This is a genomic window from Streptomyces sp. PH10-H1, from assembly GCF_030063355.1.
GTDB lineage: Bacteria > Actinomycetota > Actinomycetes > Streptomycetales > Streptomycetaceae > Actinacidiphila.
Genome location: NZ_JASISZ010000071.1, coordinates 1 through 22,283, shown reverse-complemented (window position 1 = coordinate 22,283; position 22,283 = coordinate 1). Strand labels below are relative to the sequence as shown.

The 22,283-nt window shown below is 70.7% G+C and carries 21 protein-coding genes; 15 read left to right on the top strand and 6 right to left on the bottom strand.

Features of this window, described 5'->3' with window-relative positions; all coding sequences use genetic code 11:
• The first annotated feature begins 41 nt into the window (after positions 1-41).
• Positions 42-725, top strand: coding sequence for an SDR family NAD(P)-dependent oxidoreductase (locus QMK24_RS31945; protein WP_283470349.1), 684 nt, complete (start codon positions 42-44; stop codon positions 723-725).
• 59 nt (positions 726-784) lie between these two features.
• Here the strand turns inward: QMK24_RS31945 and QMK24_RS31940 are convergent, their stop codons facing one another.
• Positions 785-1,831, bottom strand: coding sequence for a methyltransferase (locus QMK24_RS31940; RefSeq protein ID WP_283470348.1), 1,047 nt, complete (start codon positions 1,829-1,831; stop codon positions 785-787).
• A gap of 10 nt (positions 1,832-1,841) precedes the next feature.
• Positions 1,842-2,852, bottom strand: a complete 1,011-nt coding sequence (locus QMK24_RS31935; protein WP_283470347.1) for a methyltransferase — start codon at positions 2,850-2,852, stop codon at positions 1,842-1,844.
• Positions 2,853-3,164: 312 nt separating this feature from the next.
• On the opposite strand from QMK24_RS31935, the gene QMK24_RS31930 reads away from it, so the two are divergent.
• Together QMK24_RS31930 and QMK24_RS31925 are read left to right on the top strand one after the other, a co-directional pair.
• Positions 3,165-4,286: a cytochrome P450 gene (locus QMK24_RS31930; RefSeq protein WP_283470346.1), complete on the top strand. Its 1,122-nt coding sequence runs from the start codon at positions 3,165-3,167 to the stop codon at positions 4,284-4,286.
• A 14-nt stretch (positions 4,287-4,300) separates the two neighbouring features.
• On the top strand, positions 4,301-4,540 hold the full coding sequence (locus tag QMK24_RS31925) for a ferredoxin (RefSeq protein WP_283470364.1): 240 nt from the start codon (positions 4,301-4,303) through the stop codon (positions 4,538-4,540).
• A 105-nt stretch (positions 4,541-4,645) separates the two neighbouring features.
• Here QMK24_RS31925 and QMK24_RS31920 read toward each other — a convergent pair whose 3' ends face one another.
• The 3 genes from QMK24_RS31920 to QMK24_RS31910 all read right to left on the bottom strand — a co-directional run bounded on the left by QMK24_RS31920 (position 4,646) and on the right by QMK24_RS31910 (position 9,054).
• Positions 4,646-6,298 (bottom strand): MFS transporter, encoded by a 1,653-nt coding sequence (locus tag QMK24_RS31920; RefSeq protein ID WP_283470345.1) that lies wholly within the window; start codon positions 6,296-6,298, stop codon positions 4,646-4,648.
• A 6-nt stretch (positions 6,299-6,304) separates the two neighbouring features.
• Entirely contained in the window at positions 6,305-8,164 is a 1,860-nt protein-coding gene (gene asnB, locus QMK24_RS31915; protein ID WP_283470344.1) for an asparagine synthase (glutamine-hydrolyzing), read from the bottom strand.
• A 200-nt stretch (positions 8,165-8,364) separates the two neighbouring features.
• The gene (locus QMK24_RS31910) at positions 8,365-9,054 is read right to left on the bottom strand and encodes a TenA family protein (RefSeq protein WP_283470343.1); all 690 of its coding nucleotides are present in this window, start codon (positions 9,052-9,054) and stop codon (positions 8,365-8,367) included.
• A 142-nt stretch (positions 9,055-9,196) separates the two neighbouring features.
• Between QMK24_RS31910 and QMK24_RS31905 the strand changes: the two genes are divergently transcribed.
• The 7 genes from QMK24_RS31905 (at position 9,197) to QMK24_RS31875 (ending at position 16,836) form a co-directional block, all read left to right on the top strand.
• Complete coding sequence (locus QMK24_RS31905; RefSeq protein ID WP_283470342.1) at positions 9,197-10,357, top strand: nucleotide disphospho-sugar-binding domain-containing protein; 1,161 nt, start codon at positions 9,197-9,199, stop codon at positions 10,355-10,357.
• Between the two features lie 79 nt (positions 10,358-10,436).
• A complete protein-coding gene (locus QMK24_RS31900) occupies positions 10,437-11,636 on the top strand; it encodes a cytochrome P450 (protein ID WP_283470341.1) in 1,200 nt (399 codons plus the stop codon).
• A 49-nt stretch (positions 11,637-11,685) separates the two neighbouring features.
• Complete coding sequence (locus QMK24_RS31895; protein ID WP_283470340.1) at positions 11,686-12,453, top strand: SDR family NAD(P)-dependent oxidoreductase; 768 nt, start codon at positions 11,686-11,688, stop codon at positions 12,451-12,453.
• A gap of 175 nt (positions 12,454-12,628) precedes the next feature.
• Complete coding sequence (locus QMK24_RS31890; RefSeq protein ID WP_283470338.1) at positions 12,629-13,918, top strand: lysine N(6)-hydroxylase/L-ornithine N(5)-oxygenase family protein; 1,290 nt, start codon at positions 12,629-12,631, stop codon at positions 13,916-13,918.
• A gap of 32 nt (positions 13,919-13,950) precedes the next feature.
• A complete protein-coding gene (locus QMK24_RS31885; RefSeq protein WP_283470337.1) occupies positions 13,951-15,303 on the top strand; it encodes an FAD-dependent oxidoreductase in 1,353 nt (450 codons plus the stop codon).
• 42 nt (positions 15,304-15,345) lie between these two features.
• Positions 15,346-16,098: an SDR family NAD(P)-dependent oxidoreductase gene (locus tag QMK24_RS31880; protein ID WP_283470336.1), complete on the top strand. Its 753-nt coding sequence runs from the start codon at positions 15,346-15,348 to the stop codon at positions 16,096-16,098.
• Positions 16,099-16,368: 270 nt separating this feature from the next.
• On the top strand, positions 16,369-16,836 hold the full coding sequence (locus tag QMK24_RS31875; protein ID WP_283470335.1) for a hypothetical protein: 468 nt from the start codon (positions 16,369-16,371) through the stop codon (positions 16,834-16,836).
• A 101-nt stretch (positions 16,837-16,937) separates the two neighbouring features.
• Here the strand turns inward: QMK24_RS31875 and QMK24_RS31870 are convergent, their stop codons facing one another.
• Complete coding sequence (locus tag QMK24_RS31870) at positions 16,938-18,155, bottom strand: FAD-dependent oxidoreductase (protein WP_283470334.1); 1,218 nt, start codon at positions 18,153-18,155, stop codon at positions 16,938-16,940.
• Between the two features lie 226 nt (positions 18,156-18,381).
• Here QMK24_RS31870 and QMK24_RS31865 point away from each other — a divergent pair, with 226 nt between their 5' ends.
• From QMK24_RS31865 to QMK24_RS31845, 5 genes are all read left to right on the top strand, one after another.
• On the top strand, positions 18,382-18,681 hold the full coding sequence (locus QMK24_RS31865; protein WP_283470333.1) for an antibiotic biosynthesis monooxygenase family protein: 300 nt from the start codon (positions 18,382-18,384) through the stop codon (positions 18,679-18,681).
• Between the two features lie 20 nt (positions 18,682-18,701).
• On the top strand, positions 18,702-19,568 hold the full coding sequence (locus tag QMK24_RS31860; protein WP_283470332.1) for an NAD(P)-dependent oxidoreductase: 867 nt from the start codon (positions 18,702-18,704) through the stop codon (positions 19,566-19,568).
• A gap of 87 nt (positions 19,569-19,655) precedes the next feature.
• Entirely contained in the window at positions 19,656-20,864 is a 1,209-nt protein-coding gene (gene metK / locus QMK24_RS31855) for a methionine adenosyltransferase (RefSeq protein ID WP_283470331.1), read from the top strand.
• 17 nt (positions 20,865-20,881) lie between these two features.
• Positions 20,882-21,865, top strand: coding sequence for a carbohydrate kinase family protein (locus QMK24_RS31850; protein WP_283470330.1), 984 nt, complete (start codon positions 20,882-20,884; stop codon positions 21,863-21,865).
• Positions 21,862-22,283 (top strand): homocysteine S-methyltransferase family protein (locus QMK24_RS31845; RefSeq protein WP_283470329.1); only part of this gene is annotated, 422 nt, incomplete at its 3' end. The genes QMK24_RS31850 and QMK24_RS31845, both read left to right, overlap by 4 nt.

Sequence of the window (22,283 nt, the reverse complement as noted above, 5' to 3'; positions counted from 1 at the left end):
ATCCGCGCCAGGAGACCGCCAGGAGACGCCAGGAGGACGCAGTGACCATTCAGCGGACAGCGTTGATCACCGGAGCCAATCGTGGGCTCGGCCGCGCGGTCGCCGCCGAACTGCTCGGCCGCGGACTGCGGGTGGTGCTCACCGCGCGGGACGGCGACGCGGCGCTCGCGGCCGCGGCCGAGCTGGGGACGGGCGCGGTGGCACACGCGCTGGACGTCACCGACACCGAGAGCGTCAAGCGGGCCGCGGAGGACATCGGCCCGGTGGATGTGCTGGTGTCCAACGCCGGTGTGCTGCTGGACGTGGGCAGCGATCCGCTCAGCGTCTCCCTCGACCTGGTACAGCGGACCTTCGCGGTCAATCTGCTCGGCAGCTGGCGGGTGGCGCAGGCGTTCGTGCCCGACATGGTGCGGCGCGGCTGGGGACGGGTGGTCTTCATCTCCAGCGGCACCGGCTCGTTCAGCCACGGGCTGTTCACCGCCAGCCCCGGCTACTCGGTGTCCAAGACCGCGGTCAACGGCCTGACCCAGATGCTCGCCGCCCAGACGGAGGGCACCGGGGTGCTGGTCAACGCCGTCAACCCCGGTCCGGTCAGGACCCGCATGATGCCGGGGGCGCAGCGCACCGCGGAGGAGGCGGCCCGGGACATCGCGGAGGCCGCCACCCTGCCGGACGGCGGCCCCACCGGCACCTTCCGCCGGGGCGATCAGACGTTCCCCTGGTGACGCGGTACGGTCCGGGCCGGTATGAAACCGGCCCGGACCGTACGCGGTTCCTGCCCGGCTCAGACCGCGACCGCCTCCAGGCCGTAGTACAGGAACGGGCACGGCAGCGCGGTCAGCGCGGCCAGTTTCAGGCCGGCCCGCGAGAACAGCTCCTCGAACTCGGTGAGGGTGCGTTCCCGGCCGGTGGTCACCACCATCATCTCGATGTCGAAGATGGAGGCGCCCAGCGCCTCGACCGGGTCCTCGTTGCGGCGCCCCTCGGACAGCACCGAGGTGAACACCACGACCCGCCCGCCCGGCGCCAGCCCCTTGCGGCAGTTCTCCAGGATGCGCACGCATTCGTCGTCGTTCCAGTCGTGCAGGATGTTCTTCAGCAGATACGCGTCCGGGCCGGCCGGTACCGAATCGAAGAACGACCCGGTGGCGATCTCGCAGCGGTCCGCGACACCGGCAACCTCGATCACCGCCGGCGCCTCCAGCACCCCGTTGGCGGTGTCGAAGACGCTGCCGATCAGGCCGGGGTTCGCGGCGAGGATGGCCGCCAGGTGGGTGCCGTTGCCCCCGCCGACGTCCATCACGTACTTGAACCGGCTGAAGTCGAAACCGCCGGTGATCGCCGGGAGTTGGACCGCGCTGCCGGCGGCCATCGCGGCGTGGAAGTGCCCGGCGAGCTCGTCATCGGTCCTGAGGTGGTCGAACAGGCCCTTGCCGTGCACGAGGTCGAACGCGGGCCGGCCGGTGCGCACGGACTCCTCCAGTGCCCCCCACGCCTGCCAGACCGGGGCCGCGGCGTGCATGGCGTCCAGCGGAGCGCCCTGCACCGGGGACTCGCTGCGGTACATCGAGCCCAGCCGGGTCAGCGCGAAGCGGCCGTCCTCGTCCGAGGTCAGCATGCCCGCTGAGACGGCGGCCCGCAGCAGCCGCTCCAGGAAGGGGGCATGGGTGCCGGTCGCCGCGGCGAGTTCCGCGGCGGTCAGCTGCCCGTCGCCGAGGGCGTCGGGCACCCCCAGCCGGGCGGTGACACCGGCGATCTGGTAGACGGCGAATCCGAAGAGCAGCGGCAGATATTCCGCCGGAGTCGGCTGGTCGGTGGTCGGACCGGTCATGGCAATCCCCTCAGCCTTTGCGGCAGATCACGAGCGTGTCGAAGTCGGCGAGCGGGCGGTCGGTGACCGAGCTGAACCCGGCGCGGCGCGCCTGCTCGGTGACGTCCTCGGCGCTGTACTCGCCGCCGCCCTCGGTGACCAGCAGCATGTTGAGGCTGGCCACCAGGTTCTCGGTGTCGTCGGCGCGGCGGCCGAGCATCCGGTCGTAGACCAGGACCGTCCCGCCCGGGCTCACCGCCCGGTACGCCTTGTCCAGCAGCTCCTGGCGCTGTGCGGCGTCCCAGTCGTGCAGGATGTGGCCGAGGACGATCACATCGGCCTGCGGCAGCGGGTCACGGAAGAAGTCACCGGGATGGAAGGACGTCCGCCCGCTCAGGCCGAGTTCGGCCATGTACGCGTGGAAGAACGGTTCCATCTGCGGCAGGTCGAAGACCTGCCCGGTGAGACCGTCGTGGTCCGCGAGCAGCTGGCCGAGCAGATGGCCGCGGCAGCCCCCGGCGTCGAGCACCGAGTGGTACTCGATGCCCTCCAGGACCGCCGAGAGCTCGCCGCCCAGACCCTGGGTGAGGCCGTCCATCATCCGGACGAACCCGCCGAGCGCCTCCGGGTCGTCGAGCATCCCGGTGAAGTCGCCGTCGGCCTGCGGCTTCCCGGTGCGCACCGCGTCGGTGAGCCGTCCGTACACCGGGTAGAGGTTGACGTCGGCGCCGGTCAGAAACCCCGCCACGCAGCCCGGCCGTCCCGGCACGAGACAGCGGTCGGCGCCCTCGGCGTTGCGGAACCGCCCGTCGGCGTCGCGGCACAGCAGCCCCAGCGCGGCCAGCAGACCGAGGAAGTCGCTCAGGCCGCGGCCGTGCAGTCCCAGCCGCTGCCGCAGTTCCTCGGTGCTGGCCGGCCCGTGCTGGAGCGCGCCGAACAGGTCGAGCCTGACGGCGGTGAGCAGTGCCTTGGCGTCACAGAACTGATTGCCGAGCCGGAGCAGGCCCGCGGCCGTCCCGGCGTCCGCAGCGGTGGATGACATATCGGCGTCTCCCGTTCCCGGCCGCTTCCGCGACCGCGCTCTCCAGGGCCGCACTGTCCCGGCCGCACTCCTGACCGCACTGTCGGCGGCGAATCTCCCAGCGCGGGATGGAGGATGACTCGACCCGGCCTGGTACCGCAGTGGTTCCACCGGCTGTTGAGCCCGTCCCCAGCGTCCCTGCCGACACTGGAGGCTGTCGGAGCCCTGTCACGGAGACGAGAGAGGTGTCAGGTGAGCTCGAGCCCGTCATGCCCGGTCAGTTACCCCTTCCCATGGGCCCCCGCGCCGGACATCCCGCAGGACTGGCGGACGATGCGGGACAGCCCGCTGCTGCACGTCGCCCTCCCCAGCGGTGATCCGGCCGTGCTGGTGACCCGCTACAAGGACGTCCGACGGCTCTTCGCCGACGAGCGGCTGAGCCGCAACACGTCCCGCCACCCGGCCTCCCGCATCTCCGCGGACAACGACCTGTTCGGGGACCCGGAGATCGACAACGATCCGCCGCGTTACCTGGTGGAACGCGCCGTGGTCATGCGGGCGTTCAGCGCCCGCAGGATCGAGGCGCTGCGGCCCGTCGTCCGCGACATCACCGCGGACCTCATGGACGCCATGGAGGCCGGGCCGCGCCCGGCCGAACTGATGGAGGCGTTCGCCTACCCGCTGCCCATCCTCGTGATCTGTCACATGCTGGGCGTGCCGCCGAAGGACCGGGCGAAGTTCCGCCGGCTCATCGACGGCTATCTCTCGGTGACGGCGCTGCCCGCCGACGAGGTGGAACGCTGCCGCATCGACTACTGGAACTACCTCAGCGAGCTGATCGCCGACAAGCGTGCCAACCCCGGTGACGACCTGATCAGCGAACTGATCCGGGTCAGCGAGGAGGACCCGGAGAAGCTGACCGACTATCAGCTCCAGCACTGGGTCAAGACCCTGCTGATCGCCGGCTATGTCACCACCGCCTCGCAGATCGGCACCGGTACCGCCGTGCTGCTGCACCGCCCCGACGCCGCGGCCGATCTGAAGGCTGATCTGTCGCTGGTGCCGTCCGCGGTCGAGGAACTGCTGCGCTACCAGATGATGGGCACCTCGCTCGGCTCGTTGCGCTACGCGCTGGAGGACATCGAGCTGATCGACGGCGAGGTCATCCCCAAGGGGTCGACGGTGATGCTGTCGGTGGAGTCCAACATGGACGAGGAGACCTTCCCCGACGCCTGCACCCTCGACATCCGGCGCCAGGACAACCACCACATGACCTTCGGCGCCGGGATCCACTTCTGCGCGGGAGCCGCGCTGGCCCGGATGGAGCTGCAGGAGGCGACGGACGGCCTGCTGCGCCGCTTCCCCGGACTGCGGCTCGCGGTACCGGGGGAGGAGCTGGTCCGCCCGGTCGGCGGCTTCCTGGCCGGGTACGCCGAGATCCCGGTCGTCTGGTGACCGCGGTGAGTGCGATGCGGGTATCCGCCGACAACACGACCTGCGTGACGAGCAGCCTGTGCGTCTACCGGGTCCCTGACGTCTTCGACCAGGACGCGGAGGGCCGTGTCGTGGTCCTCGACCCCGAACCGCCGGCCGAACTCCAGCACGAGGTGCTGCGGGCGCGGCGCGGCTGTCCGACGCGTTCCATCCACGTGGAGCTCAACGGCACGGTGGTCGAGGACCCGGCCCCGGAAGCGCCCGAAGCGGGATGAATTCAGCCTGTCCGGCGTTTGAGGACAGCGCGGACGGAGGACGCGTAACGGTGACCCGTGCCGGTCACGGCACTTGCTGAGAGGTACGTCCACGCGGGGCCCGGACTAGCTGAGAGGTACGTCCACGCGGGGCCCGGCCGGATCCGATTCCGGCCGGGCCCCGGTGGGATTCGCGGCGCCCGCGGCGTCGGCGCCGCTGCCGCGCGGCAGCAGCGGGGTCAGCGCCACGGCGGCCAGGAACGCGCCCGCCGGGTACCAGAGGCTGCCGGCCGCCGAGTCGGCGAAGTCCTGGCGCAGCGCTTCGGCGGCGGCCGAGGCGACCACCGGGTCCGCGGCCTGAGGGGTACGGCAGCTCGCCGGGATCCGGTACGGGTCGGCCGCACCCGCCCGGTCGTGCACGCAGGCGCGCAGCGCGTCGTCCGCTCCGGCTCCCGCGTCCCGCACCCGGTACTCCTGGGCCCGGGCGTGCGCGTCGCCGCCGGCCGCGACCTGCCCGAAGAAGATCAGACCGCTCAGCCCGATGCCGACGGCCGAGGCGAAGTAGATCACCGCGTTCGCCACTCCGGAGCCGCCGCCGGCGTCCCGCTTCGGTACCCCGGCCAGCACCAGGTCGACCAGGATCGGCACCACGAGCCCCAGCCCGCAGCCCAGCGCCGTCATACAGCCGAAGAGCTGCCAGAAACCCAGCGCGTCATGCGAGATGACCTCGCTCAGCACCCCGATGGCGGCCGCCACGAGCAGGCAGCCGCTGATCAGCAGCGCCCGGCCGAGGCGCGGCGCGAGGGCGACGGCGAACCCGCCGAGCAGGAACAGCCCGAGCACCCAGCCGGCGCTCGCCGCGCCGGTCCGCAGCGGCGACCAGCCCAGGCCGATCTGGGTGTGCCAGATGACGACCATCTGCTGCGCCAGCAGCGCGGTGTACACCAGCAGCAGCAGGACGATGCCCGCGACGAAGGCGCGCCGCCGGAACAGCGCGACGGGCACCAGGGCCGCCGCCGGCCCGCGGCGGTGCTGGTGCCACGCGAAGAACAGACCGGCCGGCAGCGCGGCGGCCAGCGCCGCGAGCATCCACGGCGGCCAGCCGGCGCCACGCCCCTGCTGCAGCGGATAACTGACCAGCCCGGCCAGCAGCGCCACCAGCACGATGCCGACGACGTCCAGCCGCAGCGGACGGTCGGAGCGGGACTCGGGCAGCAGGATCGCGGTACCGGCCAGCACCAGGGCGCCGATCGGCACGTTCACCAGGAAGATCGCCCGCCAGCCCAGGCCCAGCAGGTTGTCGGTCGCCATGATCCCGCCGAGGATCGGACCGCCGAGCTGCGCCAGGTTCATCACGGTGCCGTAGGCCGCCAGCGCCATGCCCCGGCGGGTGGCGGGGAACAGGACCTGGAGCACCGCCAGCACCTGGGGCACCATCAGCGCCCCGAAGCCGCCCTGGACGAACCGGGCGCCGATCAGCACTCCGGCCGTCGGCGCGAGCGCACAGATCACCGAGACCACGGTGAACCCGGCGACCGCGGTCATGAAGACCCGCTTGCGCCCGTAGATGTCGCCGAGCCGCCCTCCCGGGATCAGGAGGACGGCGAAGGCGAGCGCGTACGAGGCCATGAACCACTGCGCCGAGGCGTAGTCGCTGTGCAGATCACGTTGGATGGACGGGGCCGCGACGCTCACGATCCCCAGGTCCATCATGTCCATGAACGCGGCGAACAGGACGACCAGCAGACAGGGCCAGGGGCGCCGGACAGGTTCGGTCACGGCCGCTCAGACGTCGATCTGTACGCCGTAGGTCCGCAGCCAGAAGTCGAAGCCGAGCGCCATCTCGATGTTCGACCGGCTGTGCCACTCGTGGGCGACGCCCGACGGGTCCTTCACGGCCTGCCGGGCCGCCTCCACGTCCAGGTACGGCAGGACCGGCGAGTTCGAGTCGTCGAGGACGGCGATGAACTCCCGGTGCAGGGCCTGGGTGTAGGTCGGGTCCTGGGTGACGGGGTACGGGCTCTTCGGGCGCTCGATGACCGACTTGGGCAGCAGGTCACGGGTGGCGGCGCGCAGCAGGCTCTTCTCCCGCCCGTCGAAGATCTTGTACTCCCACGGGGTGTTGTAGACGTACTCCACCAGCCGGTGGTCGCAGAACGGCACGCGGGTCTCCAGGCTGGAGGCCATCGCCAGCCGGTCGCCCCGGTCGAGCAGCATCGGCAGCCAGCGGGCCAGGTGCGCGTAGCTCAGCTCGCGCATCCGGTGCTCGCGGACGCTCTCGCCCTCCTGGTGCGGTGTCTCGGCCTGGGTCGTGCGGTAGTTGTCGGCGTAGTAGCCGTACATGTCCAGCGTGCCCAGCAGGCCGGCGGAGAACAGTCCGCGGCCCTGGCCGTTGCTGCTGCCCTGCTGGCGCTTCTCCGCGGCGACCCACGGGAAGGTCTCCATGCCGACCAGTTCCTCGTCGTGCAGCCACTTGAAGCCACCGAAGATCTCGTCGGCGGTCTCACCGGTGAGCGCGACCGTGGAGTGCTCGCGGGTGGCGCGCAGCATCAGGTACAGCGAGGTGTCCATGTCGCCGAGCATGGTCGGCATGTCCTGGGCGATGATCGCCGCCTGCCGGGCCGCCGGGTCGATCAGGTCGGCGGTGCCGAGCACGATGTCGGTGTGGTCGGCGCCGACGTGCCGGGCGAGTTCCGCCGCGTAGGGTGCGTCGGGGGTGTCGCGCTGGTCGTCGGGGGTGAAGTTCTCGCTGTACCCGACGAAGGTGGCGGTGATGGTGCGCACCGCGTCGTCCCCGGCCTGGGCCCGGGCGATCGCGGCCAGCGCGGTGATCGCACTGGAGTCGATGCCGCCGGACAGGGCGGTGCACAGCGGCACATCGGCCACCAGCTCGCGGGTGACGATCTCCTCCAGCATCGACCGCACAGTGGCGATCGTGGTGTCCAGGTCGTCGGTGTGCTGCTTGGCCTCCAGCGCCCAGTACCGGTTGAGGACCGCGCCGGTGCGGCTGACGGTGAGGGTGTGGCCCGGCGGCAGTTCGCGCAGCTCGCGGAAGACGCTCTGCCCGGGGACCTTCGCCGTGGAGAACAGCTCGCGCAGCCCGTCGGCGTCCACGGTGGCCTTCACCAGCGGGTTGGCGAACAGCGCCTTGGGCTCGGAGCCGAAGAGCAGCCCTTCGGGCAGCGTCTTGTAGAACAGCGGCTTGATGCCCATCCGGTCGCGGATCAGCACCAGTTCCTCGCGCCGCACGTCCCAGACCGCGAAGGCGAACATGCCCTCCAGGTGGTGCGCGCAGCCGGTGCCCCACTCCACGTAGGAGCGCAGCACCACCTCGGTGTCGCTGCGGGTGCGGAAGCGGTGGCCGCGCCCCTCCAGCTCGGTGCGCAGCTGCTTGAAGTTGTAGACCTCGCCGGTGTAGGCGAGGACGGCGAGCTCGCGCCCGTCCTCCTCGGCCGACATCGGCTGGACGCCGCCGGCCAGGTCGATGATCGAGTTACGGGTGTGGCCGAGCGCCGCGTGCGGCGCTATCCACACGCCCCGGGCGTCAGGGCCGCGCTTCCCGAGCGTGTCGGTCATGGCGTCAACGGTCGGCCGCTCCTCAGTGAGGTCGCGCCCGAAATCCACCCAGCCGGCAATACCGCACATGCGGAAACTCCCTTGCTCTTCTCGGTTTCGGGGCATCCCGGCAGCCATCGTCTTCCAGCTGCCTGGACGGGTGCTCAAGCCCCGCCGGAACGCCGGCCGGGCGAGAGCGGACAGTGCAGGTCAGAACGGTTCGCCGACAGAACCCGTCATCCCGGCGGGACCCGTCGCGTCGGCAGGCCGCGTCTTGGCGACGGGGCGGGTCAAAAGGGCCATGACTCCATCCGCCAGGCCGCGTCGACGAACGCCCACTCGTAGCGCACCGCGTGACCGGCCCGGCGCACCAGTTCGCGCCGGTCCGCCGCGGAGGCGCCGGCCGCGATCTCGTCGGCGAGGTCCAGGAACTCGTCGAGCATCTCCCGGTAGAAGTCGCCGGGATGGGCCTTGCGGACCTCGGAGGCGTAACGGGCGCCCGGGTCGTGATGGTCCAGCAGATCGTCGGTGACCAGGAGGTACAACCACGCCGAGGGCACCAGCGCGCCGATCCCGGCCGCGATCGAGGCCGCGCAGGAGTCGCCCAGGAAGCTCACATAGCCGAGCGTCGCCGGGGCGACCGGCGGCGGGCCTTCCTCCGCCGCGTACGGCAGGCCGAGCCGCTCGGCGGTCTCCGCGAAGCCGCTCAGCCGGACCGCGCAGTCCTCCAGGGCCCCGGTCGCCATCCGGCTCAGCAGCGCCGCCCGGCGGCTGTCCCCGGCCAGCGCCGCGCACCGCGCGTGCGCCCTCCCGTAGGAGGGGAGCAGATGGCAGGAGTCCTGCAGGGTGAAGTGGACCAGCGCGGCCCCCGGCAGCGTGCCGTCCTTCAGACCCCGGTAGTAGGGGTGCTCGCTGATCCGCCGGGCACCGTCGGTGACGGTGGCGGCGAGTTCCGACCGGACTGAGGGTTGCGTCGACATGCCGGGCAGCGTGCGCACCCCGGCTCAATCGCCGCTCGAGCGGCTCACGGGCCCGGGGCGACAAGGTGTGCGACAGCGCGCGCCGGTGCGGGCGCCGGCCGTCCGTCACGAGTCACATATCGGTGAAGGGTTGGGACGAGACATGCGGGTGCTGTTCACCACCTGGGCCTGGCCGTCACATCTGTACGCACTCGTACCGATGGCGTGGGCCTTCCGCTCCGCCGGCCACGAAGTGCTGGTGGCCAGCCAGCCGGGGCTGCGCGAGGAACTGCTGCGGACCGGTCTGCAGGGAACCGCCGTGGGGTACGACGTGGACGGGGTGGGGATGGTGCGCGGCTACATCCTCCCGTCCGAGACCGACGGCCCGGCGGTCAGCAGCGCGCCGCACGCCGCGCGCGGACCTCGGGCCCTGCAGATGTTCCTCGCGCACGCCGAGTCGATGACCGAGGACCTGGTGGGGCTGGCCAAGGAATGGCGCCCCGACCTGGTGGTCTTCGAGCCGACGGCGCTGGCCGGACCGATCGCGGCGGCCTCCGTCGGCGTACCGGCCGTCCGGCTGCTGTACGGCACCGACCTGATGCTGCGCGCCCAGCAGATGCTGCCGGACGCCATCGCGCCGCTCGCCGCCCGCTTCGGGGTGGCCGGGCCCGACCCGTTCGGCGCCGTCACCGTCGACCCGACCCCGGCCGGGCTCCAGGTGCCGGTGGACTACCGTCGGCTGCCGCTGCGCTATGTGCCGTACAACGGCCCCGGCGAGCGGCCCGAACCGCTTCCGGAGCGGCGCGACCGGCCGCGGGTGCTGGTGACCTGGGGCCACACGATGGCCCGGCTGGACCCCCGGCGCTTCCTGGCCGGCGAGGTGGCCCGCGCGCTCGCCCCGCTGGACGTGGAGATCGTGCTCGCGGTCGCGGGGGAGCAGCGGACGCTGCTCGGCCCGCTGGCGCCGGGCGTCCGGATCGAGGTCGACGCGCCGCTCCACCAGCTGCTGCCCGAATGCGACCTGGTGGTGGCGCACGGCGGCGCCGGCACCGTACTCACCTCGATGCTGCACGGCGTGCCGATGCTGCTCATCCCGCAACTGCCCGACCACGCCGGACACTCCGGCCGGGTGCTGGCCGCCGGCGCGGGCGAGGTGCTCACCCGGGACGAGGCGACCGCGGAGCGGATCAGGTCCGAGGTGACCCGGCTGCTCGCCGACGGTCCGGAGCGTGCGGCGGCCGCGGCCCTGCGCGAGGAGATGCTCGCGCAGCCCACCCCCAGCGACGTGGCCGCTGAACTGGAGACGCTGGCCGCCGGGAACTGACCCTGTCGGTGTTCGAGCCGTCGTCGAGAGCGCCCCGCCAGCGTGGGGCCCCGACGCGAGCGGGAAGAGGTCATGCGAGATGCCCACCCCAACCGAGCCTGTGGCCTTCCCCTTCGGTGACCCCGAGGGCCTCGACGTGGAACCGGAACTCGGCCGGCTGCGCGCCGGCGCCGGGCTGTGCCCGGTCCAGCTGCCCTACGGCGGCCCCGGCTATCTGGCGGTACGCCACCAGGACGGCAAGACCCTGCTCAGCGACCGGCGGTTCAGCCGGGCCCACTCCGTGGGGCCCGACGAGCCCAGGCTGCTGCCGATCGTGCAGCGCGCCAATCTGCTGATCGCCTCGGACGGCCCCGTGCACGACCGGCTGCGCCGCTTGCTCGCGGCGGCCTTCACCGTCCGCGGCGTGGAGCGGCTGCGGCCGCGCGCGCGGGCCATCATCTCGGACCTGCTGGACACCGTCGAGAAGCAGGGCGCGCCCGCCGACCTGATGGAGCTGTTCGCGCTGCCCGTACCGATCCTGATGATCTGTGAGCTGCTGGGCGTGCCCGAGCCCGACCGCGCCCGGTTCCGCGCGCTCGCGGAGTCCTTCCTCGCCGCCAAGCTCCACCAGCTGACCGCGGAGCAGATCGGTGCGGCCGGACAGGAGCTGCGCCGCTATCTGACGGACCTGGTGGCGGGCCGGCACGACGAACCCAGCGAGGACCTCCTCGGGTCGCTGGTCGCCGAGGGAGACCTGACCGACGAGGAACTGGTGGGCATCGCGGTCACCATCCTGATCGCCGGGCACGAGGTGCTCGCCGACCAGCTCGCGAACTTCACCTACTTCCTGCTGACCCACCCCGACCACCACCGGCAGCTGCTGGAGGACCCGGGGCTGATCCCCTCGGCGGTGGAGGAGATGCTGCGCTACACGCCGCTGGGCGTGAGCACCGGCTCCCCCCGGCGGGCGACCGAGGACGTCGAACTGGGCGGCACGCTGGTGCGGTCGGGGGAGTACGTCCTGCCGGTCATGACCGCGGCCAACCGGGACGACACGGTCTTCGCCGGCGCCGACGAGGTGGACTTCCACCGTCCGCACAACCAGCACCTCGGATTCGGGTTCGGCGTGCACCGCTGCCTCGGCTCCGCGCTGGCCCGGCTGGAGCTGCAGGAGGCCATGGAGGCGCTGCTGCGACGGCTGCCCGGCCTGCGGCTGGCGGTCGCGCCCGAGGAGATCACCTGGTGCACGGGCGGCCTGGTGCGCGGCCCGCACGCCCTGCCCGTGGCCTGGAACGTCTGAACACCCAGGGCCCGAGGGTCCGTCACGTACCTACGAATGAGGAGTCGTCATGGATCTGCAGCTGACGGGAAAACGGGCCGTCGTCACCGGTGCCAGCCGGGGAATCGGTCTCGCCATCGTGCGCGCCCTGGCCGCCGAGGGAGTGGAGGTGCTCGGTGGCGCGCGGACCATCGGACCGGCGCTGAGCGAGGCCACCAAGCACACCCTGGAGGTCGACCTGACCACCACGGACGGCCCGGCCCGGCTGGTGGAGCACGCCGTGGAGACCTTCGGCGGTCTTGACATCCTGGTGAACAACGTCGGCGGCCGCACCGTGTCGGCGCAGGGCTTCCTCGACCTGGACGACGAGGGCTGGCGCAAGGGGTTCGACCTGAACTTCTTCAGCGCCATCCGGACCATCCGCGCCGCCCTGCCCAGCCTGATCGAGTCCAAGGGCGCGATCGTCAACATCGGGTCGGTCAACGGCCGGCTCGCCGCGCCGCGCCTGGTGGAGTACTCGGCGGCCAAGGCGGCGCTGACCAACCTCACCAAGTCCCTGTCGGAGGAGTTCGGGCCGCAGGGTGTACGGGTCAACACCGTGTCCCCCGGACCGGTCCGCACCGACACCTGGGACAGCCCCGAGCGCGCGAAGCGGATGGGGATGGCCTCGGCCGAGGAGCTGGTGGCCGCCGTCCCGAAGTGGATGGGCCTCACCACCGGGAAGATCATCGAGCCGGAGGAGGTGGCCGCCATCGTCGCGCTGCTGGCCTCGGACCGGCTGCCCGGTGCGACCGGCGGCGACTGGCTGATCGACGCGGGCATGCTCAAGTCGGTCTGACCCGGCGTCCGTTCCTGCTGATCTCTCCCGATCCCTTCGATCCTCGCTTTTCCACTGACAAACGTGATCGAGGCGCTCGCCGCCCGGACGGGCGGACTGCGCGCGGCGCCGGTCCAGTGCCGCTCGAGTCCTGCTCCAAGGCGTGCGATCACCATCGGTCGTGATGGGAGCTGCCATGCGGACCTCAGATCGTCGGGACGACGCCGTGCCGCACCACCATGTGGCGGGCCTTGGAGCGGGACCTGCCAACCTCAGCCTCGCCGCATTGGGGGAGGAGGTGGTACCGGGAGGCGTTGTTCTCTTCGAACGTCGGGAAGGGCCCGCATGGCACCCCGGACTGCTCGGCTCCGGCACCCAGCTGCAGACGTCCTGGATCAAGGACCTCGTGTCGCTGGCGGACCCGCGCAACCGGCTGTCGTTCCTCAACTACATGGTCACCACCGGCCGGATCTACGCCTTCCTCAACGCGCAGTACGAATCGATCCCGCGCCTGGAGTACGCCCGCTACCTGGCCTGGGCCTCCGGCCGGCTGGGCTCGGTGCGCTACAGCTCGGAGATCACCGAAGTCGACTTCGCCGACGGCAGGTTCGTCCTGAACGGCCCCGAAGGACCGGTGGCCACCGCCACCCATGTCGTCTTCGGGCTCGGCACCCGCGCGGACGAGCCGGCATGCTTCGCCGGCCAGCAGATCGAGGGCGTGGTGCAGGCCGAGCAGCTGGAGACCCACCTGACCACCGTCCCGAGCGTGCCGTACGAGCAGGCCATCGTCGTCGGCGGCGGGCAGACCGGCGCCGAATGCGTGCTCAACCTCGTGCAGCGCGGCTTCCGCGACATCCGCTGGATCGGACGCCGCCAATGGTTCGCACCCATGGACGAGTCGCCCTCGGCGAACGACTTCTACCGTCCGACCTATCTGCGCTTCTTCCAGGGACTGCCGGAGAACGTCCGCGAGCGATACGTCGCCGAACAGACACTCACCAGTGACGGCGTGTCGATGACCACGCTCCAGGTGCTCTACCAGGCCAATTACGAGGCGTTCTTGCGAGAGGGCCGCTCGCCCGTGATGATGCTGCCGGGCCGCAGTGTCGTCGAGGCCTCGCAGCGGCACGGCACGATCGCCCTGTGGTGCGAGCGCGACTGGGGCGGCCGCGAACGCCACTCCGCCAGGACCGTGGTCCTGGCCACCGGACGCAAGGCCTCACCGCTGCCCCTGGCCCCGCGGCTGCTGGATCTGCTCGAGACGGACTCGAGCGGTGAACCGGTGGTGGACGCCGACTACTCGATACGGTGGAAGTTCTCGGAAAGCTGCCGGATGTATGTACAGAACCGCAGCAGGGTAGGTCATGGACTCGCCGACCCCAATCTGAGCCTGCTCGCCGTCCGGTCCGCCGTCATCGTCAACTCCCTTCTGGAACGGCAGGTGTTCGCGATCCGGGACGAGCAGATGAACACGGTCTGGGCCTGAGGCGCACGGAGGATCGAAAGGATGCACCAGGAATGACGAACAATCCGTTCCACGTGATTGTCATCGGCGGCGGTACCGGTGGGATGGCGTTGGCCCACGGCCTGAAACGGGCCGGTATCAGCGTGGCGGTGTACGAGCGCGACCGCACCAGGACCAGCGGTCTGCACGGCTACCGGGTCGGCATCGACCCCGACGGCAGCCGGGCGCTCAAGCGACTCCTGCCGCCCGAGCTGTTCGATGTCTTCGTCAGCACCTGCGCCCGCTCGCCGAAGTACTTCAGCTTCCTCAAGGAGGACCTGAAGCCGAACATCGTCCTGCCGCTGGTCGTCGACGAGGACCCGGTCAACAGCGAGAAGTCCGTCAGCCGGATGACGCTGCGCCAGGTCCTGTTCACCGGCGTCGAGGACATCGTGCACTTCGACAAGAAGTACACCCACTACGAGAACAACGACGACGGCACCGTCACCGCGTTCTTCGCCGACGGCACCAAGGCCTCCTGCGACCTCCTGGTCGCCGCGGACGGCGCCAACTCCGCGGTGCGCGAGCAGTATCTGCCGCAGTCCAAGGTGGAGGACGCGAAGATCATCTCGATCTCGTCCAAGGTCCCCCTCACCGAGGAGAGCAAGGCGCTGCTCCCGAAGGAGGTCTTCGAGGGCATCGGGCTGGTCCTCGCTCCCAAGGGCTACAGCTGCATCCTCCACACGATGGAGTTCAAGTGGGACCGCGAGGGCAAGGTCAAGAACGGCATCGGCGGCAATGACGCCGAGCTGCTCGACCAGTGGCCCGGCATGCTGTTCGACAACACCCGCGACTACATCAACTGGGGCTTCTGGGCCTCCACCGACAAGTTCCCGGCCGACGTGCTCACGCGCAGCCGCGAGGACCTCATCCAGCTGACGCTGGACATGACGAAGGACTGGAACCCCGATCTGCGCAAGCTGTTCCGCATGGGCGAGATCAGCACCACCTTCGTCATCAACATCCGCACCTCGGTGCCGATCGAGCAGTGGAAGTCCAGCAATGTCACGCTGATCGGTGACGCCATCCACACCATGACCCCCGGCCAGGGCGTCGGCGCCAACACCGCGCTGCGCGACGCGGCCCTGCTGTGCCACCAGCTCATCGCCTTCAACGAGGGCCGCAGCACCCTGGTCGACGCCGTCCACGAGTACGAGACCAGAATGATCAAGTACGGCTTCGAGGCCGTCATCGCCTCCAAGAAGCAGACCGGCGGCGACCAGCCGGTCCACAAGCCCTACCTCGGCCGGCTCGTGCTGGCCAGCATGCGCGGCTACTTCTGGCTGGCGGCCAGGGTGCCGGCGATGAAGCGGAAGATGGCCCAGGAGCTCTACATCTACCGCGGCGGCGACCGCGACGATTTCTGACAGCGATTTCTGACGGCGATTTCTGACAGAACGGGAGCAGGCGTGGATCTCGGGCTCAGGGACAAACGCGTCCTCATCACCGGTGCCACCCGGGGCATCGGCCGTGCCACGGCACGGGTATTCGCCGAGGAGGGCGCCCGGGTCGCGATCACCTACCACTCGGCCGCGGACGAGGCGGAGAAGGCCGTCGCGGAACTGGGCGGCCCCGAACGGTTCCGCGCCGCCCAGTGCGCCCTCGGCGACCCCGCCTCCATCGAGGCGGCGGTACGCGGAGTGGAGGACGCATGGGGCGGCGTCGACATCGTGGTGGCCAACGCCCAGTCGTTCTTCTGGGTCGACCCCGACCAGTTGCCGCGCTTCGAGGACCTGTCCACCGAGGACTGGTTTCCGCTGCTCCGCGACAACGTGGAGGGGCACATGCTGGTGATCCGGCACGCCCTGCGCGGCATGCGCGAGCGCCACTGGGGCCGGGTCGTCCTGCTGTCCTCGGTGACGGCGGAACACGGCAGCCCCGGCTCGGAGATCTACGGAGCCGCGAAGGCGGCGCTGCACGGCTTCGCCCGTGGTCTGATGTGGACCCGGGACGGCATCCTGGTCAACGTCGTCTCACCGGGCGGCACCCTGACCGAGAGCCTGCAGAACGTCGACCCGGCCATCATCGCCCACAGCGGCCAGGAGACCCCCAGCGGCCGGCTGAGCACCCCGGAGGACGTGGCCCGCGTGATCGTCTTCCTCTGCTCCGAAGCCAACGGCAACGTCAACGGGGAAGTGGTGCACACCGCGGGGGGCCGCTGAGGCGCGAGCGGGGGCGGGCCTACGCCCGCCCCCGCCCCGAGCGAGCGCCGCGGTGGCCGGCTCGGGCAGCGTGACCGGCCGACCTGCCGAGGACGTCCAACGGCGTGGCGATCGCCCTGAGCCGTCACCCGCTTGCCCCGGCCGAGAGGCACGATCCCGTTTCGTGGCGTCCGATGGGACAGAGCTCTGCCGGTAGTCGGCGGTATTCCGGCGGCAGCGCGGGGACCAGCCGCACTGCCCCGGCTCACCCGGCCCACGAAGGAGTCGAACATGTTTGGTCTGCGCACCCGGATCGGCGCTCTCCTCGCTGTACCCGCTCTCGCCCTCACCAGCGGCGTGGTTCTCGCCTCGCCCGCGCGAGCGGACGTTCCCGTAGGTGGCGTGTTCCGCATCGTGAATGGCGAACTCACGGGCGCGCAGGGGGTTTACGGAACGACAATGGATGACGTCAACACCGGGTACGGCCCCCTGTGGTCCGCCGGCGCTGCCACGGTCACGACCACCTTCAGCGACAACGGCAACGGTTTGGCGTGGGACAGTCCCCTGTTTTCCGGCGGGAGGGCGTCCTACTGCGTTGAGGACAACCACCTCTTCGCCGTCTACAAGACCAATGCCGCCCCGTCGTCGTGCGTCGAGGTCCTCGTGGGTCTGCTCGTCGACAACCTCGGTGTGGGCACCATCCGCGTCGGCAACCGATTCCTCGAAGCGGACGGCACCACCCTCACCCCGCTCCCGTAACGCTGAGCACAAGCCGGCCGCCTCCCATGAGAAGTACCGGCAGGCGGCCGACCCCGTGGACGGCGGTTCCTGGAGCGTGACGAGCACCCGCCGAGACCCGCCTATACGTCCTGCACCTTCTTGATCGACCACTGGGCGATCTTCAGGGACATCTGCACGCCCTCCGTCGCGTACTCGACCATCGCCTTCTGGTACTCCGCGAAAGCCGCACTCCGCTCCTGCTCCCCGCGCTCGACGGCCACCAGCGCCCGGGTGAGCGCGGCCGCGTCGCGCACCGCGGTGTTGGCCCCCACGCCGCCCGAGGGCGGCATGGTGTGCACGGCGTCCCCGAGCGGGATCACCGGGCCGTCCTCCCACGCCTCGACCGGCGTCGTGGCGCGCAGCGCGACCGCGAAAGTGGCCTCCGGCTCGGCGTGGCCGAAGATCCCGCGCAGGTCCGGGTGCCAGGAACGGGTCCGCTCCACGACGAGCCGGCACAGCTCCTCGCCGCTGAGCGCGAAGAACGCCTCGTCCGTCATGCCCAGGTCCTCGCCGTGCACATTGAAGACCGACATGTAGTAGTCGTCGGTATCCTCCAGCGCCGCGTCCGGCCACAGCCGCGCCGCCGCCTCGGTGGGCCGGCTGCGGAAGGTCATCGGCATCAGGCCGATGTGGTGCCCGTCGCTGCCGATCACATAGCTGAACCGGTCGCGCAGCACCTCCGGCATACCCCCGCTGACGGCAGAGGCCCGCGGGATGCGCGAGAAGACGGTGCGCACCCCCAGGTCCTTGGGGACGTCCCACGGCCTGGCCTGGGCGCGGATCCGGGAGTTGGTGCCGTCCGCCGCCACCAGCACATCGCCCTCGGCCCGGGTGCCGTCCTCGAAGTGCGCGACGACCCGGCCGTCGGCGTTCTGCTCGTAGCGCTCGAAGGTCTTGCCGAATCGGACCACATCGCCCAAGCCGGCGAGCAGGATGCGGCGCAGGGTCACCCGGTCGACGGCGTCGATCTTGTCGGGGGAGTCCCCGCGCGGATCGTCGAAGGCCGGCGCCCACTGCTGGACGAGGTGCTCGTCGTAGGCCACAAGACCGGCGTCGTCCCGCTCGTTGGAGGTGGCGGTCAGCAGCTCCAGCAGCGCCGGCGGCAGGCACTCGCGCAGGGCGTACTCGCCTTCCGGGCTGATCCGCAGCCGGTAGCCCTGCCTCCGGCCCTCCGGCGACTCGTCGCGTTCGTACACGGTGACAGCGACCCCGGCCCGGTGCAGCCCCTGTGCGAGGCAGAGGCCGCCGATACCGCCGCCGATGACAAGGACGTGCATGGGTGAGTGAGTTGTCCGCATGGCTTCGGCACCTTCCCCTGCTCGCGGCACTGACCCCGGCAGGGTCCGGCCGAGCCCTCGGGCCGCGCTGGAGGGACTTCTTGAGCTGTCCTCGATCGTGCCCTGCCAGCGTTTCGCCCGACCGCCGGACGGGATTCGGCGGCTGGCATCGGGACAAGGCGGTGACATGAACGGCAGCACAGGCAGGGGAACCCACAGCGCCCCGCCCTTCAGGGTGATCCTCCGGATGGAGATTCGTCCGGGCTCGCACGTGAGCTTCGAACACGCCTGGCTCGAGGTGGGCCGGCTCATCGCGCTGGAGCACGCCAACCTCGGACAGGTGCTGGTGCGCAGCGTCGAGGAGGAGAGCGTCTACTACGTCATCACCGACTGGCGCGATGAACCCAGCTTCCGGGAGTTCGAGCGGAGCGAAGCGCATGTCGAGCACCGGCGGCGGCTGAAGCCCTTCCGCACCGGAGGACAGATGGTCCTCACCCAGATCGTGTATGACCTCGGCGGTGTGGGCGCCGCCGCAGCGACCGCCTGACCCGTCGACCGAGGAGTGGCATGGACGCGAAGGAGCTCAGCTTCATCGGACTGGGCAACATGGGCCGGGGGATGGCACACACCCTGCTCAAGGCCGGGTACGCGCTCACCGTGTACAACCGCACCGCACAGAAGGCCGAGGCGCTGGTGGCACAGGGCGCCTTCAACGCCCCGACGCCCCAGGAGGCCGCCGCAGGGCAGAGCGTCGTGCTGCTCAGTCTCAGTGACGAGCATGCCGTCGAACAGATCCTCTTCGACCAGGTGGCGCCGGTGCTGGACCGCGGCAGCATTGTGATCGACACCTCCACCGTGTCCCCCCGGTACGCCAGGGACTCCGCCGCGCGCCTGGCGGAGCTGGGCCTGCGCCGGGTGGAGGCGTGCGTGGTGGGCAACCCGTTCCAGGCTCACAAGGGTGAGCTGCGGGTGTTCGCCTCGGGCGCCGACGAGGACATCGCCGCGGTGCGCGACATCCTGGACGTCATCAGCTCGGAAGTGATCATGGCCGGGGCTCCGGGCATGGCGAGCACCATCAAGCTCATCTTCAACCTGCTGCTCGGCGCGCAGATCGCGGCACTCGCCGAGGGCGTCTCCTACGGCGAGGCCGCCGGCCTCGACCGTGACCTGCTGATCGCCTCCATCGCGGCCAGCGGATTCAGTTCGATGGTGATGCGTTTCCGGGCGGAACTCATGCTCAAGGGAAACTATGAACCCGCCTTCTTCCGCGCCTCGCTGATGGAGAAGGACCTGCGGCTCGCCAACAAGGCGGCCCTCGAAGCGGGCATCCAGCTCCCCGTCCTCGACATGGTCCGCTCCAGGTTCGCCGAGGTCATCGCGGCGGGCGACGGGGACAAGGACGCCGCCATCCTCATCGAGCACACCAGGACCTGACGCACTGCACGCGTCGACCCCGCCTTGAGCCGCCTTGCAGGCTCAGCTCGCAGCATGGGCCGAGGTCACCGACCAACTGGAGGAACCGTGTCCCGCCGACTGTTCACCTCGGAGTCCGTGACCGAGGGCCACCCCGACAAGATCGCCGATCGGATCAGCGACTCCATCCTGGACGCGCTGCTGCGACAGGACCCGACATCCCGGGTCGCTGTCGAAACCCTGATCACGACCGGCCAGGTGCACATCGCCGGTGAGGTCACCACGTCCGCGTACGCCGACATACCGGCGATCGTGCGGCAGACCGTTCTGGACATCGGCTACGACTCGTCCTCCAAGGGCTTCGACGGTGCCTCGTGCGGAGTGTCGGTGTCGATCGGCGCCCAGTCGCCCGACATCGCGCAGGGCGTCGACACCGCGTACGAGTCGCGGGTGGAGGGCGGCGAGGACGACCTCGACCGGCAGGGCGCCGGCGACCAGGGCCTGATGTTCGGCTACGCGTGCGACGACACCCCCGAACTGATGCCGCTGCCCATCGCCCTCGCCCACCGTCTCGCCCACCGCCTGACGCAGGTCCGCAAGGACGGCACCGTCGCCTATCTGCGCCCCGACGGCAAGACCCAGGTCACCGTCGAGTACGAGGGGAGCCAGGCGGTGCGGCTGGACACCCTGGTGGTCTCCTCCCAGCACGCCTCCGACATCGACCTGGAATCCCTCCTGGCCCCGGACATCCGCGAGTACGTCGTGGAGCCCGAGCTCGAGGCCCTCGCCGAAGCCGGCATCGACCTGTCCACGGAGGGCTACCGGTTGCTCGTCAATCCGACCGGCCGGTTCGAGGTGGGCGGTCCGATGGGTGACGCGGGGCTGACCGGTCGGAAGATCATCGTCGACACGTACGGTGGGATGGCCCGCCACGGTGGTGGCGCGTTCTCCGGCAAGGACCCGTCCAAGGTGGACCGTTCGGCCGCCTACGCGATGCGCTGGGTCGCCAAGAACGTCGTCGCCGCCGGTCTGGCCCGCCGCTGCGAGGTCCAGGTCGCCTACGCCATCGGCAAAGCGGCCCCGGTCGGACTGTTCGTCGAGACCTTCGGCACCGAGTCCGTCCCGGTCGAACAGATCCAGGACGCCGTCCGCAGCGTCTTCGACCTGCGCCCGGCCGCCATCATCCGTGACCTCGACCTGCTGCGGCCGATCTACGCGCAGACGGCCGCCTACGGGCACTTCGGCCGCGAGCTGCCCGACCTCACCTGGGAGCGCACCGACCGGGTCGAAAAGCTGCTCGCCACCGTGCGAGGCTGACCGAAGGAGAGAGCGCTGTGCAGATCGCCGTCACCGGTTCGATCGCAACCGACCATCTCATGAACTTCCCGGGCCGCTTCAGTGAGCAGCTGCTCGCCGACCGGCTCGACAAGGTCTCCCTGTCCTTCCTCGCCGACGACCTCGAGGTCCGGCGGGGAGGGGTGGCGGCCAATATCGCCATCGGGCTGGGGCGGCTGGGAATCCGGCCGCTGCTGGTCGGGGCGGCCGGTGTCGACTTCGCCGAGTACGGGAAGTGGCTCGAGGCAAACGGCGTCGACACGACGCCGGTACGGGTCAGCGAGACCCGGCACACCGCGCGCTTCGTCTGCACGACCGACGCCGACCAGAACCAGATCGCCACCTTCTACCCGGGCGCCATGTCCGAGGCACGGGAGATCGAGCTCGGTCCGATAGCGGGCCGCGCCGGCGGCCTCGACCTGGTCCTCATCGGAGCCAACGACCCCGACGCGATGCTCCGGCACACCCAGGAATGCCGCTGCCTGGGCATCGCCTTCGCCGCCGACCCCTCGCAGCAACTCGCCACCCTGGACGGCCCGTCGGCGCGCCAGCTGGTCACCGGCGCACGGTACCTGTTCACCAACGACTACGAGGCCTCGCTGCTCCAGGAACGCACCGGCTGGACGGCGCAGCAGGTCCTCGACCGGGTCGGCACCTGGATCACCACCCTCGGCGCCGACGGCGTCCGCATCGACCGCACCGGCGAGCCCACCATCTCGGTACCCGCCGTGCTCACCACCGCGCCCTCCGAGCCGACCGGAGTCGGCGACGCCTTCCGCGCTGGGTTCCTCGCGGGCGCGGCGTGGAAGTGGACCGCAGAACGGTCCGCCCAACTCGGCTGCGCGCTGGCCACCATCGTCCTCGAATCCGTCGGTCCGCAGGAGTACCAGCTCTCCGCCGCGGACCTCCTCGGGAGGATCGACAGCACCCACGGCGGCGTCGTGGCCGGCGAGATCGAACCGCACCTGGCGGCCGTGTCATGAGCGGGACGTCCCGGGCCGATGCCCTTCGTGCGGCGTTCGCGTCGCGGGTGGTGGTGGCTGATGGTGCGATGGGCACGATGTTGCAGGCGCAGGATCCGTCGCTGGAGGATTTCCAGGATCTGGAGGGCTGCAATGAGGTGCTGAACGTGACCCGGCCGGACATTGTGCGGTCGGTGCATGAGGAGTATTTCGCGGCGGGTGTGGACTGTGTCGAGACCAATACCTTCGGGGCGAATCTGGCGGCGTTGGGGGAGTACGAAATCCCCGGCCGGATCCATGAACTGTCGGTGGCCGGTGCCCGGTTGGCGCGTGAGGTCGCGGACGGTTTCGCGACGAGGGACCGGCCGCGCTGGGTGCTGGGTTCGGTCGGCCCGGGTACGAAGCTGCCGACCCTCGGGCACGCCCCGTATGCCGTGTT

Excerpts from the sequence above, each read along its gene's own strand:
- QMK24_RS31925 (WP_283470364.1), top strand. The coding sequence starts at position 4,301 with ATGCGGGTATCCGCCGACAACACGACCTGCGTGACGAGCAGCCTGTGC.
- QMK24_RS31860 (WP_283470332.1), top strand. The coding sequence starts at position 18,702 with ATGGACGCGAAGGAGCTCAGCTTCATCGGACTGGGCAACATGGGCCGG.
- QMK24_RS31930 (WP_283470346.1), top strand. The coding sequence starts at position 3,165 with ATGCGGGACAGCCCGCTGCTGCACGTCGCCCTCCCCAGCGGTGATCCG.
- QMK24_RS31890 (WP_283470338.1), top strand. The coding sequence starts at position 12,629 with ATGCGGACCTCAGATCGTCGGGACGACGCCGTGCCGCACCACCATGTG.
- QMK24_RS31895 (WP_283470340.1), top strand. The coding sequence starts at position 11,686 with ATGGATCTGCAGCTGACGGGAAAACGGGCCGTCGTCACCGGTGCCAGC.
- QMK24_RS31935 (WP_283470347.1), bottom strand. The coding sequence starts at position 2,852 with ATGTCATCCACCGCTGCGGACGCCGGGACGGCCGCGGGCCTGCTCCGG.
- QMK24_RS31940 (WP_283470348.1), bottom strand. The coding sequence starts at position 1,831 with ATGACCGGTCCGACCACCGACCAGCCGACTCCGGCGGAATATCTGCCG.
- QMK24_RS31865 (WP_283470333.1), top strand. The coding sequence starts at position 18,382 with ATGGAGATTCGTCCGGGCTCGCACGTGAGCTTCGAACACGCCTGGCTC.
- QMK24_RS31870 (WP_283470334.1), bottom strand. The coding sequence starts at position 18,155 with ATGCGGACAACTCACTCACCCATGCACGTCCTTGTCATCGGCGGCGGT.
- QMK24_RS31900 (WP_283470341.1), top strand. The coding sequence starts at position 10,437 with ATGCCCACCCCAACCGAGCCTGTGGCCTTCCCCTTCGGTGACCCCGAG.
- QMK24_RS31910 (WP_283470343.1), bottom strand. The coding sequence starts at position 9,054 with ATGTCGACGCAACCCTCAGTCCGGTCGGAACTCGCCGCCACCGTCACC.
- asnB (WP_283470344.1), bottom strand. The coding sequence starts at position 8,164 with ATGTGCGGTATTGCCGGCTGGGTGGATTTCGGGCGCGACCTCACTGAG.
- QMK24_RS31885 (WP_283470337.1), top strand. The coding sequence starts at position 13,951 with ATGACGAACAATCCGTTCCACGTGATTGTCATCGGCGGCGGTACCGGT.
- QMK24_RS31875 (WP_283470335.1), top strand. The coding sequence starts at position 16,369 with ATGTTTGGTCTGCGCACCCGGATCGGCGCTCTCCTCGCTGTACCCGCT.
- QMK24_RS31905 (WP_283470342.1), top strand. The coding sequence starts at position 9,197 with ATGCGGGTGCTGTTCACCACCTGGGCCTGGCCGTCACATCTGTACGCA.